The organism is Pseudomonas moraviensis subsp. stanleyae (assembly GCF_036283065.1).
In the GTDB taxonomy this organism is placed as follows: Bacteria; Pseudomonadota; Gammaproteobacteria; order Pseudomonadales; family Pseudomonadaceae; genus Aquipseudomonas; species Aquipseudomonas stanleyae.
The window spans coordinates 31,802-46,800 of the sequence record NZ_JAADJI010000002.1 but is presented as its reverse complement, the minus strand read 5'-3'; the positions used below and the strand labels follow the sequence as shown (position 1 = coordinate 46,800).

The 14,999-nt window shown below is 62.8% G+C and carries 12 protein-coding genes; all 12 read right to left on the bottom strand.

Annotated elements, in window-relative coordinates:
* Nucleotides 1-28: 28 nt before the first annotated feature.
* The 12 genes from GXB78_RS02765 to GXB78_RS02710 all read right to left on the bottom strand — a co-directional run bounded on the left by GXB78_RS02765 (nucleotide 29) and on the right by GXB78_RS02710 (nucleotide 14,998).
* Nucleotides 29-2,140: an ATP-binding protein gene (locus GXB78_RS02765; RefSeq protein WP_329514063.1), complete on the bottom strand. Its 2,112-nt coding sequence runs from the start codon at nucleotides 2,138-2,140 to the stop codon at nucleotides 29-31.
* A 135-nt stretch (nucleotides 2,141-2,275) separates the two neighbouring features.
* The gene (locus GXB78_RS02760; RefSeq protein ID WP_329514062.1) at nucleotides 2,276-2,965 is read right to left on the bottom strand and encodes a GntR family transcriptional regulator; all 690 of its coding nucleotides are present in this window, start codon (nucleotides 2,963-2,965) and stop codon (nucleotides 2,276-2,278) included.
* 871 nt (nucleotides 2,966-3,836) lie between these two features.
* Nucleotides 3,837-6,935 (bottom strand): error-prone DNA polymerase, encoded by a 3,099-nt coding sequence (locus GXB78_RS02755; RefSeq protein WP_329514061.1) that lies wholly within the window; start codon nucleotides 6,933-6,935, stop codon nucleotides 3,837-3,839.
* Nucleotides 6,911-8,326 carry a Y-family DNA polymerase gene (locus GXB78_RS02750; protein ID WP_329514060.1) on the bottom strand — a complete coding sequence of 472 codons (1,416 nt, stop codon included), beginning with the start codon at nucleotides 8,324-8,326 and terminating at the stop codon, nucleotides 6,911-6,913. Before GXB78_RS02750 ends, GXB78_RS02755 begins: the two co-directional genes overlap by 25 nt.
* A 5-nt stretch (nucleotides 8,327-8,331) precedes the next feature.
* Complete coding sequence (gene imuA, locus GXB78_RS02745) at nucleotides 8,332-8,949, bottom strand: translesion DNA synthesis-associated protein ImuA (protein WP_042610311.1); 618 nt, start codon at nucleotides 8,947-8,949, stop codon at nucleotides 8,332-8,334.
* Nucleotides 8,949-9,566 (bottom strand): transcriptional repressor LexA, encoded by a 618-nt coding sequence (gene lexA / locus GXB78_RS02740; protein ID WP_329514059.1) that lies wholly within the window; start codon nucleotides 9,564-9,566, stop codon nucleotides 8,949-8,951. The genes imuA and lexA overlap by 1 nt, the downstream gene beginning before the upstream one ends.
* 213 nt (nucleotides 9,567-9,779) lie before the next feature.
* Complete coding sequence (locus GXB78_RS02735; RefSeq protein ID WP_329514058.1) at nucleotides 9,780-10,085, bottom strand: DUF971 domain-containing protein; 306 nt, start codon at nucleotides 10,083-10,085, stop codon at nucleotides 9,780-9,782.
* On the bottom strand, nucleotides 10,082-11,044 hold the full coding sequence (locus GXB78_RS02730) for a HEAT repeat domain-containing protein (RefSeq protein ID WP_329514057.1): 963 nt from the start codon (nucleotides 11,042-11,044) through the stop codon (nucleotides 10,082-10,084). Before GXB78_RS02730 ends, GXB78_RS02735 begins: the two co-directional genes overlap by 4 nt.
* The gene (locus GXB78_RS02725) at nucleotides 11,041-11,889 is read right to left on the bottom strand and encodes an ABC transporter ATP-binding protein (RefSeq protein ID WP_329514056.1); all 849 of its coding nucleotides are present in this window, start codon (nucleotides 11,887-11,889) and stop codon (nucleotides 11,041-11,043) included. The genes GXB78_RS02730 and GXB78_RS02725 overlap by 4 nt, the downstream gene beginning before the upstream one ends.
* Nucleotides 11,889-12,668: an ABC transporter permease gene (locus GXB78_RS02720; RefSeq protein ID WP_186569798.1), complete on the bottom strand. Its 780-nt coding sequence runs from the start codon at nucleotides 12,666-12,668 to the stop codon at nucleotides 11,889-11,891. Before GXB78_RS02720 ends, GXB78_RS02725 begins: the two co-directional genes overlap by 1 nt.
* 448 nt (nucleotides 12,669-13,116) lie before the next feature.
* Nucleotides 13,117-14,541 carry an ABC transporter substrate-binding protein gene (locus GXB78_RS02715; RefSeq protein ID WP_329514055.1) on the bottom strand — a complete coding sequence of 475 codons (1,425 nt, stop codon included), beginning with the start codon at nucleotides 14,539-14,541 and terminating at the stop codon, nucleotides 13,117-13,119.
* Between the two features lie 211 nt (nucleotides 14,542-14,752).
* Nucleotides 14,753-14,998, bottom strand: coding sequence for a 4Fe-4S dicluster domain-containing protein (locus GXB78_RS02710; RefSeq protein WP_007959413.1), 246 nt, complete (start codon nucleotides 14,996-14,998; stop codon nucleotides 14,753-14,755).
* Nucleotide 14,999 lies beyond the last annotated feature (1 nt).

The window sequence follows — 14,999 nt, the reverse complement described above, 5'->3', positions numbered from 1 at the left end:
TTTTGAAAAACCGGGGCAGCGCTCGGCCTCAGGTGCCGAGCACCTCGCAAATCATCTGCAGTAAAGCTTGCGGGCTGTACGGTTTGCCGAGCAGATGCGTATCGGGGCTGAGCTGGTGGTCGCGGGAAATGATGTCGCGGGTATGCCCGGAGGTGAACAGCACCGGTACTGGCGGCGTCTGCACCTTGGCCCACGCCGCCAGATCGGAACTCTTGATCAGGCCGGGCATGACCACGTCAGTGAAGATCAGATCGATTTCGATACCTTCCAGCAACATCTGCATGGCCATGTCGCCATTGCCGGCCGTCATCACCCGATAGCCTTCTTCCCGCAGCAACTCCACCGCTGAGGCGCGTACCGCGTCGTTGTCTTCCACCACCAGAATGGTTTCGTGGCCGCCACCTTTGCGTTCGCCGACACTGGCTGTCTCTTCGCGAACCGGGCGCAGACTGCGGGGGAAATACAGCTGCACTCGCGTACCTTCGCCGAGCTGGCTGTCGATTTCGACGTGGCCGCCGCTCTGTTTGACGAAACCGAACACCATGCTCAAACCCAGGCCAGTGCCCTGCCCGTCGGCCTTGGTGGTGAAGAACGGTTCGAAGACCTGTTCGAGCATCTGCGGGGCAATGCCCACGCCGGTGTCGCTGACCGCCACACGTACATACTCGCCAGCGGAAATGCCTTTGCCGGCACAGAATTCATTGTCCAAACGCACATTGGCCGCGCTGAGGCCGATAACGCCCTCGCCCTTCATCGCGTCGCGGGCGTTGATGGCCAGATTGAGAATGGCGTTTTCCAGCTGATTGCGGTCGACGTTGATGTGCCACGGCTGCGACGGCAACTGCACGTCGATCTGGATGGTTTCGCCCAAGGCGCGCTGCAGCAATTCGCCGACGCCTTCGAAAATCTGCTCGGGGTTGCACACGGCAGGTGACAGCGGTTGCCGCCGGGCAAACGCCAGCAGCTGCGAAGACAGTTTGGCACCGCGTTCGACCGCCGCCAGCGAAGCCCCGACCCGGCGCTGTACGTTGGCATTGTTCGGCTCATGCCGGGCCAGCAGGTGCAGATTGCCGGCGATCACTTGCAGCAGGTTGTTGAAGTCGTGGGCCACGCCGCCGGTCAGGCCGCCGATGGCTTCGAGTTTTTGCGATTGACGCAATTGTTCTTCTGCAGCCAGCCGCGCATCCACTTCGGCAGCCACGCGCTGTTCCAGGTTGCGGGTAAATTTGAGCAGTGATTCTTCAGCGTTCTTGCGCTCATGGATGTCGATCAGCACACCGGGAAAGCGAAACGGTTTGCCCTGCTCATCGAACTCGCAGGCGCCACTGGCCAGCACCCACAGATACTGGCCGTCGGCGCGCTGCACACGGTATTCGGCGTTGTACGGTTCGCCGGTGCGTACGCAATGGGCAACACGGCCCTGCACCCAGGGATGGTCGTCAGGATGGATGCGTGATTCGGCGATCTCTTGTTGCAGATCGCTCAGGTCCTGTTCCGGCGGGTAGGAAAAGGTGCGGGCGAAACGTTCGTCAGCAGAGAAGCGATTGTTTTTTATGTCCCAGACAAACGAGCCAAGCAGTGCGCCGGCATTCAACGCCAGACGCACGCGTTCGTTGTCGGCGCGGTACGCATCCTCCGCGGCCTGGCGCAGGCGCTCGGAATGCACCAGTTCGGTGGTTTCGACGACCATCGCCATGACCCCGCCGGGCACGCCATCGTCGTTGGCCACCGGGCTGTAATACAAATCCATCCAGACGTCTTCGGGCACGCCGTCGCGCAGCAACACCAGCTCTTTGTTGCGATAGGACAAGGTGCCGCCGGCCAGGCAAGTGTCGACAACGTGACGGTTGAATTCGGCGACCTCCGGCCAGCCCAGCTCTACCGGCACACCGAGCAGATAGGGATGGCGGCCGCCGGCGAATTCGGAATAGGCGTCGTTGTAGATCATGTAGCCGGCGTGGCCCCAGAGCATCACCATCGGCAACGGCGAAGCCAGCATCAGTTGCACGGTGTTGCACAGGCTGGCCGGCCATTCGGCGAGCGCGCCCAGTTCCGTGTGGCTCCAGTCGAACGCACGGATACGTTCGGCCATTTCGCCTTTCCAGCCCTCACAGCCGTGGCTTTCGGATAAAAACTGCATCGCCTGACTCAGTGTCCTTTTTTGCGGTTTTCCGATCTATCGCAACGCTTCAACGACGCGACGCCCGTGTGTTTCGAGGCTCTGGAAACGCATTGGTTTCATTGGAGGTATAGCCGATTTGCGACGCCGGGCCATTCAGACCCCGATCAAGTGTTTGAGCGGGTGATAGCCGGTTTTCATTTTCGCAGCAACGTCGAGAATCGCTTTCTCGATTCCGTTGAGGTGCGTGCAGGTCAGCTCGATCGCGGCGCTCTGATTGCCGGCCTCGATGTATTCGAGCAACTGCAGGTGTTCATCATCGCGGCACGCCTGGTGGCTGTCGTCGTCGAGGGCGGCGGCATACAGCGAGGCGCGCGAGATCAGTTTCTGGAACCAGTCGAGCAGCACCGGATTGTTCAGGCTGCGCGCCAGTTTCAGGTGAAACTCGCCGAGCAGGTGAATCAGCCGTTCGTGGTCGCCGGCTGCATGGGCGGCGTCTTCCAGCAGCAAGTGCTCGCGCAGGTCCTGCATGGCAACGGTGTCTTTGCGCCGGCACAGTTCGGTGACGATGCCGATCTCGATCAGCCGCCGGGTTTCGAACAACGAACGCAGCTCCGCGTCACTGGGCAGCGACACCGACGCGCCTTTGTTGGGCTCGGTGGTGACCAGGCCATCGGCCTCCAATTGCTTGAGCGCAGCACGCACCGAAGTGCGACTGACATTGAACAGCTCGGCCAGCGAGGCCTCACCCAGCTTCATGCCCGGGCGCAACGAACGCTTGCTGATCGCCGCGTAAACCCCTTGGTAGACGCGGTCGACCGTGGTTTCCAGTTTCTTTTCGCTCATTCGAACACTCCTTTGGCGTCGGGCGATTCGTCCTGGCGGTGACTGGCCATGGAGATTGATCGGGTTCCCGTACCGGTGTGAAGCGCAGAATATCTGCCTTCGGCCCAAAGGTGCAGCCTTTTGCTGCGCCTCCATTTTCAATACACAGCCAAACCCTGTGGGAGCGAGCCTGCTCGCGAAGGCGTCGGCACAGTCAGCATCGCCATCGACTGATGCACCGCTTTCGCGAGCAGGCTCGCTCCTACATTGGGAATACGGTGCAACCGTAGGAGCTGCCGAAGGCTGCGATCTTTTGATCTTCAAAGCCAATGGCATCTCACAAAGGTAATTCCCAAGCGCAACGAGGCCGACTCGAACAGGATTTCTGATCATATAGTGTGGTGTTTTCGAGATCCCCAAAAGATCGCAGCCTTCGGCAGCTCCTACAGGTCGAGGGCAAATCGACAATCATTATCGCTACCGAAACCCCTGTGGAAGCGAGCTTGCTCGCGAAGGCGTCAGGTCAGGCAATTCAGTTGGGACTGATGCACCGCTTCGCGAGCAGGCTCACTCCTACATTGGGAATAGGGTGCAACCGTAGGAGCTGCCGAAGGCTGCGATCTTTTGATCTTCAAAGCCAATGGCATCTCACAAAGGTAATTCCCAAGCGCAACGAGGCCGACTCGAACAGGATTTCTGATCATACAGTGTGGTGTTTTCGAGATCCCCAAAAGATCGCAGCCTTCGGCAGCTCCTACAGATCGAGGGCAAATCGACAATCATTATCGCTACCGAAACCCCTGTGGGAGCGAGCTTGCTCCGAAGGCGTCAGGTCAGGCAATTCAGTTGGGACTGATGCACCGCTTCGCGAGCAGAGTCGATCCTACAGGGCTCAGTGGAAGTCCCGGCTCTGTACGTGAATGCCATTGAGCAGCGGGCTCAGGTCGCTCATGCGCCCGGCGATCAGGTGGCGCACATCGCCTTCGCGTTCCCAGCGGCCGTCGACCTTGAGCAATTGCGAACCGACCAGCACTTGTCGCTGACGCTCGGCCAGGTCACGCCAGACCACCACGTTGACGTTGCCGAACTCGTCTTCCAGCGTCACGAATGTCACACCGCTGGCCGTACCGGGGCGCTGTCGGCCGGTGACCAGGCCGGCCACGCTCACGGGCCGGCCATGTTCAACATCCATCAATTCCCGCGAGCTGCGGCAGCGCCGGGCCTGCAACTCGCCACGCAACAACGCCAGCGGATGCGGCCCCAGCGTGGTGCCTACTGTCGCGTAATCGGCATGCAGATCCTCGCCAACGCTGGGTTTGGGCAGGACGGTCTTGACTTCTTCCTCGTTGGGCAGGCCGGCGAACAGGCCTAGCTGTTTTTGCACTCCGGCCACTTCCCAGCGCGCGCGATGGCGGTGCCCGGCCAGACCGCGCAAGGCGCCGGAGTCTGCCAGCAGGGCCTGCGCCCGGCTGTCGAGGGCGGCGCGTTCGCCCAGATCGGCAACATCGGCAAAGGCTCCGTGGCGCCGCGCGGCTTCGATGCGTCGCGCGTCCTCTTCGCGAAAACCCTTGATCATCCGCAGGCCCATGCGAATCGCCGGCTGCCCGGCACTCAGCGGTTCGAGGCTGCAATCCCAGTCGCTGGCGCGCACGTCCACCGGACGGATCTGCAATTGGTGCCGACGCGCGTCCTGCAGAATCTGATCGGGGCTGTAGAAGCCCATCGGCCAACTGTTGATCAGCGCACAGGCGAACGCCGCCGGCTCGTGACATTTCAGCCAACAACTGGCGTAGGTCAGCAAGGCAAAACTGGCGGCGTGGGATTCGGGGAATCCGTAACTGCCGAAACCCTTGATCTGTTCGAAGATCTGCGCGGCGAATTCCGGGGTGTAGCCGTTCTTTTTCATGCCGGCGGCCAGACGCTCCTTGTGCGGCTCCAGTCCGCCATGGCGTTTCCACGCAGCCATGGAACGGCGCAATTGATCGGCCTCGCCGGGGCTGTAGTCGGCAGCGACGATAGCGATCTGCATGACCTGCTCCTGGAACAGCGGCACGCCCAGGGTTCTTTTCAGCACGACTTCGAGCGCTGGCGACGGATAGGTTTCCGCCTCTTCCTTGTTACGTCGGCGCAGATACGGATGGACCATGCCGCCCTGAATCGGCCCCGGCCGGACGATCGCCACTTCAATGACCAGATCGTAGAACGTCTGCGGCTTCAGACGCGGCAGCATCGACATCTGCGCGCGCGACTCGATCTGGAACACGCCGACGGTATCGGCGCGGCTGATCATTGCGTAGGTCGGTTTGTCTTCGGGGGGGATCGTCGCGAGCGTCAGGTCCAGATCGCGATGCCGGCGCAGCAGATCGAAGCAGCGGCGGATCGCACTGAGCATGCCCAAGGCGAGGATATCCACTTTAAGCAGGCCAACCGCATCGAGGTCGTCCTTGTCCCACTGAATGATGGTGCGATCGGCCATTGCCGCGTTCTCGACCGGCACCAGGGTGTCCAGCGGCTGCTCGGAAATCACGAAACCGCCGGGATGCTGCGACAAGTGCCGGGGGAAGCCGATCAGTTGCCCCGTCAGGCTCAGCACCCGACGCAGCACCGGACTATCGGGGTCGAAGCCCCCTTCGCGCAAACGCTCCAGCGGCGGGGTTTCATCGCTCCAGCGGCCGCAGCAATCGGCCAGTGCGTTGATCTGATCCGGCGGCAGGCCGAGGGCCTTGGCCACATCGCGCACGGCACCGGTGGCGTGATAGGTGCTGACCACCGCCGTCAACGCAGCGCGCCGCCGGCCGTAACGGCTGAACACATATTGCAGGACTTCTTCGCGGCGCTCGTGCTCGAAATCGACGTCGATGTCCGGCGGCTCGTTGCGTTCCCTGGACATGAAGCGTTCGAACAACAGCGTGGTTTGATCGGGGTCGATCTCGGTGATGCCCAAGGCAAAACACACCGCCGAGTTTGCCGCCGAGCCGCGCCCCTGACAGAGGATTTGCTGTTCGCGGGCAAAGCGCACTACGTCGTGCACGGTGAGGAAGTAGCTTTCGTAGCCGAGCTCGGCGATCAGCTTCAGTTCTTTATTGATCTGCCTTAGAACTTTGAAAGGCGCGCCTTTTTTCCAGCGCCAGGCAATGCCCTGTTTGGTCAGGTGCCGCAACCAGGAACTGGCACTGTGACCCTCGGGCACCAGTTCTTTCGGATACTGATAGCGCAGTTCGCTCAGATCGAAGGTGCAGCGTCGGGCCAGTGCGACCGATTCCTCGAGCAAGGCCGGCGGATACAACTCGCGCAGCACATCGAGACCGCGCAAATGCCGCTCGCCATTGGGGTGCAGGCGCAGACCCGCTTCGGCTACGGGGACGTGATGACGGATCGCGGTCATGGTGTCCTGCAAGGCGCGGCGGCCCCGGGCGTGCATGTGCACATCGCCGCTGGCCACTGCTGGTATCTGCAACTCAGCCGCCAGAGCCAACAATGCCGCCAGGCGCTGCTGATCGTTCTGCCCGCGATGCAGTTGCACGGCGAGCCACAGGCGTTCGCCGAAGGTCTGTTTCAGCCAGCGCCCTTCCTCCCGATCATCCACTGAATCGGGCACCCACAACACCAGCAAACCCGGCAGCGCTTCGGCGAAGTCTTCGCGCAGTACCTGATACTGGCCTTTCTGCGTACGCCGCCGGGCCTGGGTGATCAGGCCGCAAAGGGCCTGATAACCGGCAAGGTTTTCCACCAGTAGTACAAGTTTCGGGCCGTTGTCGATGCGCACCTCGCTGCCGATGATCAGGGGTAGCTCGACGGACTTTGCCGCTTGCCACGCACGGACGATCCCGGCCAGGGTGCATTCGTCGGTGATCGCCAGCGCCTGGTAAGCGTGTTTTTTCGCTCGTTGAAACAGTTCCAGCGCGCTGGAGGCGCCGCGCTGGAAACTGAAGTTCGACAGGCAATGCAGTTCGGCATATCCGCCGTTCATGCGAACCAGCCCTGCAGCCACAACGGACCGCCCTCACCTACTGCGCGCCAGGCCCAGCCCTGTTGACCGGCGCGGTTCTGGATCAGGTAATAATCACGCCGCACGTCACCACCATCCCACCAGCCGGATTCGATGCGCTCCGGCCCCATGAGAATCCGCGCCGAACCTTCCGGCACGCTCTGCGGTTCGTTGAGCAGCCAGCCCGGGCGCTGGACGCTGGGCAACCCCGTGCAAGGGTGTTTGTCGACGGCGTTCTGCCAAGCGCACTCGGGGCGATGATCGGCCTGAAAGCGCAGCCCTTGCACGGCGTCATCGCCCAGACGTGCGCGCAGCCGTTCGCGCAATTGCTCCCAGGGCAAGGTCTGCTGCGGGCGGTCGTCAAACAGCTCCTGATATTGCGGAACGAAACTCGGCAGGTCTTCGGCGCGCAAGCGAAAACCACGCACCGGCGCTGCGACCTGGACTTGTTCGAGGCGCCCACGGGCCAGTTCAAAGAGCATCGCCGGATCACGCTCGGCACTGAGCAGGCCGACCTTGATCACCGTGTCCGCCAGCCCGGCGTGTTCCAGATGCAGGTCGAAACGCTGCACACCGCTGTCGCGCCCGCAGAGGAACGCCGACAGGTCGCCGGTCAGGCGGCGTAACGGGAACAGCAAGGCCTGATGGGACTGCACGTCGAAATTCAGTTCGATGCGGATATCGAAACGGTCAGGCGGCAGATAGAACGCCAGCGCCAGAGGGCGTGCGCCGAACAGCGTGTCGAGGTGTTTGAGCATTTGTGCTTCGAAACGTCGCGCCAATGCCTGGCGTGGCAGGCTTTGCACCTGACTGAGATTGCGCAGGCCCATGCGCGACAACGCCGTAGCGACATTCGGCTCCAGCCCGACTCGATCCACCGGCAATTGCCCGAGATGATGCTGCAAGGCTTCGCCGTCCGGCACCACCAAGCCATCGTAGGCATTGGCCAGCACTCGCGCCGCCACCGGGTTCGGCGCGGCGACGATACGGTGCCGAAAGCCGAGGCCTTGCAACTCCTGGCGCAGGCGGGCTTCGAATTGCGGCCAGGTGCCGAACAGGCCGAGGCTCGATTCAATCTCGAAGACCACGGTGCGCGGGTAATGCACGCTGACCTGAGCACTGAAACGATAGGCCCACGCGGCAAGAAACTGCTGCCAGTGCTCAACCTCGGCCACTTCATAATCGGCGGTGGCAAAACCTTTGCTCATGGCTTGCGCGGCGGTCATCGACATGCCGGGACGCAGGCCGAGTTTGCGCGCCGCCGGATTCACCGCTTGCAGCACCCGGCGCTGGGCCGGGCCGCTGAGCAGTACCAGCGGCTCCTCAGGATCGGGACGCTGACGCAGCACGGCATCGAGGGCCAATTGCGGAAACAGGATGCATACCCAGCGCATGACGATCAGTGCCCCACGGCAAAGGCAATCGGCGCCGCACGTGCCAGCCCGCCACGGCACTTGAGCACGCGCAGCTGCGCCGGTCTGGCATCGATGGCAATCCGTAACGCTGCCGGTGACGGGTTGACCGCTTCGCTCAACGGGCGCCAGGCAAAGGCCAGGGTCTGGCCGGTTTCCGCCGCCACCTGCAAACGCCGCAAGGCTCGGTCATCGGCCTTGTTCGGCCAGCACAGCACTGCGCCGCAACTGCCCGAACGCAGGCACTGCTCCGCCGCCCACAAGGCATCCCGCTCGCTGGCCTGAATCACCGACAACTGGCGCAGATCGACCCCGGCATTGGCCCAGGCCTGCGGGTACGGCACAAATGGCGGTGCCACCAGCACGATACGTTCGCCCGCCGCCGACAATCGCGCCAGGGTCGGCCAGACCAGTTGCAGTTCACCGACACCGGGGCCGGCCAAGAGAATTTCGCTCAACGCCGCCTCCGGCCAGCCGCCGCTGGGCAGCGCTGCGTCCAGTGCCGCATGCCCGGTCGGCTGCGGGCTCGCCGCTGGTGGCGCAGGCCGGCCGCGCCAGACCTGGCCGCCATTGAACAGCGTATCCAGTGCAACGACGGCGCCCATCAGCCTTGCCTCACCAGGCCACAGAACACGCCTTCGATGGCCAGGTCCTGATCATCACGCACGACAATCGGCTGATAGGCCGGGTTGCGCGGCAGCAGGCGCACTTCTGCACCGACCCGCTCGAAACGTTTGATGGTCACCTCACCGTCCAGACGCGCAACGACGATCTGGCCGTTGAGCGCCTCGGGATTGCGCCGTACGCCGACCAGATCGCCGTCGAGGATGCCATCTTCGATCATCGAGTCACCCTGCACCCGCAGCATGTAATCCGGGGTGCGGGAGAATAGTGCCGGGTCGAGCATCAGACGGTTATGGATGTCGGCATCGGCGCCGATCGGCGCACCGGCGGCCACGCGGCCGAGCACCGGAATCTCCAGCAGCTCTGGACGCGGCGGCTGGCCGAGCAGGCGAATGCCCCGGGCCTGATGCGGGTTGACCTCGATGAAACCGGCTTCGGTGAGCGCCAGCACATGCTTGCGCGCCACGCTGCGCGAGGCAAAACCAAAAGCCTCGCTGATTTCAGCGAGGCTTGGGGGCTGACCGTGTTCGGCGATGCGATCGCGGATAAAGGTCAGGATGGCGGTACGGCGGGGAGTCAGGTTTGTCATGGAGTACATTTGTACTCCTGTGGGAAATTCCTGACAAGAACCGCCAGTCGGCGCAGGAGCTGCCGAAGGCTGCGATCTGATCGTTCCCACGCTCTGCGTGGGAATGCAGCCCGTGACGCTCCGCGTCACTGGACGCGGAGCGTCCCTTGAGGCATTCCCACGCGGAGCGTGGGAACGATCAAGATCGCAGCCTCGATTCACTCGTCAGCTCCTACAGAATCCTCATGTCTCTGTAAGAATGGGGAGATGCGAAGAATCAAGTTGCGCCAGATACTCCCACGGGTAAATCCCGCGTTGATGACCATCGCTGAACACCAGTTGCACACCATAACCCTGCGGATTGAGTTCGATCAGGCGCACGCGCTCATCGACCAGCGGCGTTACGCCGCGCAGGCGAAACGCGCGGCATTGCGAGCACGGGCATTGCCGGCGCAGATCGGCATGCCTGAGCAGCGATTCGCGCCCGTCCGGCCAGCTCAGGCGCAACGTCCGCTCACTCTGCGAGTTGCCCACCGACAGCGGGTTCATTGCAACTGACTCAAAGCGATGCGCACGGCTTTGCGCACTTCCGGGTCGCCGTCGTCCTGCGCTGCCTGCAACGCGGCCACGGCACCACGATCGTTCAATTCACCAAGGGCCAGCGCAGCTTCCTTGCGCAGGTTGCTGATGCGGTGGCCGAGGGTGTCGATCAGCGCATCCAGCGCCGGGACGAAGCGCAGGCGGCCGAGGCTGCGGGTGGCGCGCAGGCGCACTTGCCAATAGTCATCGCCCAGCGCTTCGACCAAGGCCGGGCCGGCGTCGCTGTGGCCGACCTTGCCCAGAGTGGTTGCGGCCTCTTCGCGCACTTGCCAGGCATGGTCGTGCAAAGCCTGGCGCAGCGCCGGCAGCACTTCGGCGTCGCTGGCCAGGCCGAGCGCACCGGTCGCGGCGCGGCGTACTTCGGTGTCGGGGTCGTCGCTGGCCAGTCGCGCCAGGGCTGGCAGTGCGTCGAGCTGTTTGAGCCAGCCGAGCACGCCAACCGCTTCGCGACGGACATTGGCATCGGTATCCTCCAACGCTGCGACGGCGGCCGGCGCGGCCTCGGTGAAGCGCAATTCGCGTAATGCCCGAAAGGCGGCGATGCGCACACTGACCTCGGCATGTGCGGTCCACGGCAGAATCACCCGCCCCGCTTGTGCAGTCTTGAGCAGACTCAGGCTTTGTGCCGCCGCCGATTGCACGGCGGGCGCCGGATCCGTCAGCGCTTCGCACAAGGCGTGTACGACCGCTTCGTCCTCCCACGCTTCGAGCAATCGCGCGGCCTCAGCGCGAACGTCCTCGGCGGGATCCTGGCGCAGCCGATCGACCAGCCAGAGCAAGCCATCCGGCTCCTCCAGATCGGCCAGATCAATCAGGGCAATGCGCCGCACGCCGGCGTCTTCCGCCGTCAGGCGTGGTTGCAGGGCGAGGATGTCTTCGTTATCGGTCACAGCAAAAATGGAGGTCATAGGGCAAATCGCGGCAAAGGGTTTTCGGGAGGCAGGCCGAGCGGATTGAGGCGCGGCAGCGGTCGGTCGTTGTCGTGGCGCAGCAGGTCGAGGCAGTGGCGTTTGAGGCGGGCGAACTCGGGGCTGGTCACCAGTTCACTGGTGCGCGGGCGGGGAAAGTCCAGACGCAGGTCTTCGATGATCCGCCCCGGTCGCGCGCTCATCACCAGCAAGCGATCGGCAAGAAACAGCGCCTCGTCGATGTCATGGGTGACGAAGACCACGGTGGTGCGAATGCGCGTCCAGATGTCCAGCAGCAGTTCCTGCATGTTCAGCCGGGTCAGCGCATCCAGCGCGCCGAATGGCTCGTCCATCAGCAACAGTCGCGGGCGATTGACCAGCACTCGGGCGATCTCGACACGTTGCTGCATGCCACCGGAGAGCTGATCCGGCCAGCGCTCGGCAAAGCCTTCGAGGCCGACCAGTTTGAGGATTTCGTCAGCGGCGCGATGTCGCTCAGCCTTGCCGACGCCGCGCATCTTCAGGCCAAAAGCGACGTTGTCGCGCACGGTGCGCCACGGGAACAGCGTGTGATGCTGGAACACCATGCCGCGCTGCGGTGACGGGCCGGCCACTTCGCTGCCGTCGACTTTCAGGCTGCCGGTATTGGCATTCAAATGTCCGGCCAGAGCGCCGAGCAAGGTCGACTTGCCGCAACCGGACGGGCCGAGGATGCACACGAACTGGCCGGGTTCGATCTGGCAATCGAGGCCCTGCACCGCTTCGAAGGCTTCGCGGCCCTGGCCGAGGACGATGGACAATTGGCGGATGTCGATCCGCCCTTCCGGAGTTTGCATCACGCTCATCAGGCTTTGCCTCGCGGTCGATGCCAGGGCGTGAACAAGCCGCCCAGGCGTTTGATCAGCCAACTGCTGCCCATGCCCAACACCCCGATCAGGAGCATGCCGACGACAATGTCGGCGTAGTTCTGAATGGTGTAGGACTCCCAGGTGTAGTAACCGATGCCGAACTGGCCGGAAATCATTTCCGCCGTCACCAGACAAAACCACGAAGTGCCCATGCCGATCGCCAACCCGGTGATGATGCTCGGCGCAGCGCCCGGCAGAATCACTTCCAGCAGGATCGCCCGGCGCCCGGCCCCGAGGCTTTTCGCCGAGGCGATCAGGCGCGGATCGACGCCTTCGACGCCGTGCACGGTGTTGAGCAGGATCGGGAACAGCGCGCCGGTGAATGTGATGAAGACCATCGACAATTCCGAAGACGGAAACATCAGGATCGCCAGCGGAATCCACGCGACGGCGGGGATCGGGCGCAGCACTTCCAGTGGCGGCAACAGGATGTCTTCGGCCCATTTCGAACGGCCGATGGCCAGGCCCAGAGCGATGCCGATGATCAGCGCCGCAAGGTAGCCGGCGAAGACGCGGCCGAGACTGCTGCTCAAGTGCTGCCAGAGTTTGCCGGAGTCGCCCAGGCCCAGTGCGGCTTCGATCACCGCCAGTGGCGTCGGCACGTTGGCAAAGGTCACCAGGCCGAGGTTCCAGTGATGGCTGGCGGCGAGTTGCCAGAAGAGCAGGCAGAGCAGCAGTGAGGCGGCTCTTGATGTCCAGCGCAAAGGTGTTTTCATGGAGCGGGTTTCCAGTTCGTTTGCTGTGTGATGGCTGAGATCTACCCCCTCACCCCAGCCCTCTCCCCCAAGGGGGCGAGGGGGAAAGGGAGCCGACCTGCGTGCTTTTCAAAACCTGAGTTCGACTCGGTATTTCATGTCGGCGTATCTCTCACGAACAACTCGGTCAGTCCCCTCTCCCTCCGGGAGAGGGTTAGGGTGAGGGGCTTTTGATCTTCAGCGCTGGCAGACCTGAGTTCGACTCGATATTTCACGTCGGCGTATCTCTCACGAACAACTCGGTCAGTCCCCTCTCCCTCCGGGAGAGGGCCAAGGTGAGGGGCTTTTGATCTTCAGCGCTGGCAGACCTGAGTTCGACTCGGTATTTCACGTCGGCGTACCTCTCACAAACAACTCGGTCAGTCCCCTCTCCCTCCGGGAGAGGGTTAGGGTGAGGGGCTTTTGATCTTCAGCGCGCGGCAACGGCTTGCGCAGTGGCATCGCTGAAATCGAACACCTTGCCACCCTGCGCTGTGGCGTATTGCAGGGCCTGGCCCTTGAGCAGAAATGCGCTGAGGCGGCCCTTGGCATCGCTGGCAAACCACGCCTGTTCAGCGAGCAACTTGATTCCGCTGTCACTGGCCTGCGCATACACCGCACGAATGTTCTTGCCCTCCTGCTTCAACGCCGCCAGCGCGGCGAATGCCGACTCAGCCGAACCATAACGGCGGACTTTTTCCTCACCGCGCACCCAGATTTCCGCAACATGGCTGAAGTCCGTAATGGCCTTGCCTGTCACCGCATCCACGCCCGGCAATGGCGTCTGCGCGTAGTTGGCCAGTTGCGCGGTGTAATCAAGGTTCGAAGCCTTGAAGGCGGCGCGGATGTACTGTTCGTCGATGAAGGTATTCAGATCGAGCCCGCGATCGGCTTTCTTCAGCAGCTTCAAGGTGTCGATCGCAGTGCCGACAGCCTGACGGTATTCCGGCTTCCAGCTCAGGTCGCGGGTCTGCACGCCGAGCGGGCCGTGGAACAGGTAGTTGACCTCGGCATCGACTCCGGTGACTTTGGCGATCAGCTCGCTGTACTTCTCCGGTTCGGCGGCGAGCAGTTGGTTGGCTTCGATGCTGGCGCGCAGATAGGCGACGACGATCTCCGGGTACTTCTTCGCATAGGCCTGATCCACCAGCGCGCCGTGGAAGGTCGGCGCGTTGGCCTGGGCGCCGTCGTAGATCTTGCGGGCGAAACCACGGCTCGGGAACAGCTCGGCGAACGGCACGAAATCGGCGTGGGCGTCGATTTTTCCGGCCTGCAAAGCGGAGCCGGCGACTTCCGGTGGCTGGGCGATGATGTTGACATCCTTGAGCGGATCCCAGCCCTGCTCCGCCACGGCGCGCAACAACATGCCGTGGGCGGTGGAGGCGAATGGCACGGAAATGGTCTTGCCCTTGAGTTCACTCAGGCTCTGCACGGCCGAGGCGCTCGGCACGACGATGCCGTTACCGCTGCCCTTGATGCTGCCCGACAACACGCTGATGAACAGGCTGTGCTTGCCCGCCGTTTCGAACGCCACACCGTTGAACGCACCGGGAAAATCGGCCATGGCGCCGAAGTCGAGCTTGCCGGCGACCATCTCGTTGGTCAGCGGCGCGCCACTGGTGAAGTTTTTCCACTGCACGTCGTACTTCGCGTCTTTATAGGCGCCGTCATGGGGCAGGTATTTTTCCAGCAGACCCAGTTCCCGGATCAACAGCCCGCCGGCGGCGCAGTTGATGGTGGTGTCCTGAGTGCCGATGGCGATGCGGATGGTTTCGGCCGAGGCCGACAAGGTCAATGAAGCCAGTACCAGACCGGCAAGTGCTGCACGCAACATGAGTGTTTCCCCTCGAATCATTGGTTTGAAGTTCGTCTCCGCCGCGATCGGGGCGCGGTGGGAAACGAGGGGTGTTTTGCATTCAGCGTCCGGGGTTCACCGGATGGCTATTGGATAATCACAACTGCAATGTGGGAGCGAGCCTGCTCGCGAAGGCGGCGGGTCAGTCACCATCATTGTTGAATGAGCGATTGCTTTCGCGAGCAGGCTCGCTCCCACAATGGATTTGGGGTCAACGCAGGAGATAAGGGATTTCCACTTTCACCGCGCCCGTCGGGCAATCCTTCTCGCACGGCATGCAGTACCAGCATTCGTCGAACGCCATATACGCTTTTTGCGTCGCCGGGTTGATCGCCAGCAGGTCCATCGGGCAGACGTCGACACACACGGTGCAGCCCTTTTCGGCGATGCATTTATCCTCGTCCACGGTGACCGGGGCGTTGGAGCGGAAAAAGATTTCCTGAGCTTGATAAGCCATG

Coding starts and splice junctions, on each gene's coding strand:
- lexA (WP_329514059.1), bottom strand. CDS start 9,566: ATGTACTCCATGACAAACCTGACTCCCCGCCGTACCGCCATCCTGACC.
- GXB78_RS02760 (WP_329514062.1), bottom strand. CDS start 2,965: ATGAGCGAAAAGAAACTGGAAACCACGGTCGACCGCGTCTACCAAGGG.
- GXB78_RS02720 (WP_186569798.1), bottom strand. CDS start 12,668: ATGAAAACACCTTTGCGCTGGACATCAAGAGCCGCCTCACTGCTGCTC.
- GXB78_RS02765 (WP_329514063.1), bottom strand. CDS start 2,140: ATGCAGTTTTTATCCGAAAGCCACGGCTGTGAGGGCTGGAAAGGCGAA.
- GXB78_RS02730 (WP_329514057.1), bottom strand. CDS start 11,044: ATGACCTCCATTTTTGCTGTGACCGATAACGAAGACATCCTCGCCCTG.
- imuA (WP_042610311.1), bottom strand. CDS start 8,949: ATGGGCGCCGTCGTTGCACTGGATACGCTGTTCAATGGCGGCCAGGTC.
- GXB78_RS02715 (WP_329514055.1), bottom strand. CDS start 14,541: ATGATTCGAGGGGAAACACTCATGTTGCGTGCAGCACTTGCCGGTCTG.
- GXB78_RS02710 (WP_007959413.1), bottom strand. CDS start 14,998: ATGGCTTATCAAGCTCAGGAAATCTTTTTCCGCTCCAACGCCCCGGTC.
- GXB78_RS02725 (WP_329514056.1), bottom strand. CDS start 11,889: ATGAGCGTGATGCAAACTCCGGAAGGGCGGATCGACATCCGCCAATTG.
- GXB78_RS02735 (WP_329514058.1), bottom strand. CDS start 10,085: ATGAACCCGCTGTCGGTGGGCAACTCGCAGAGTGAGCGGACGTTGCGC.
- GXB78_RS02750 (WP_329514060.1), bottom strand. CDS start 8,326: ATGCGCTGGGTATGCATCCTGTTTCCGCAATTGGCCCTCGATGCCGTG.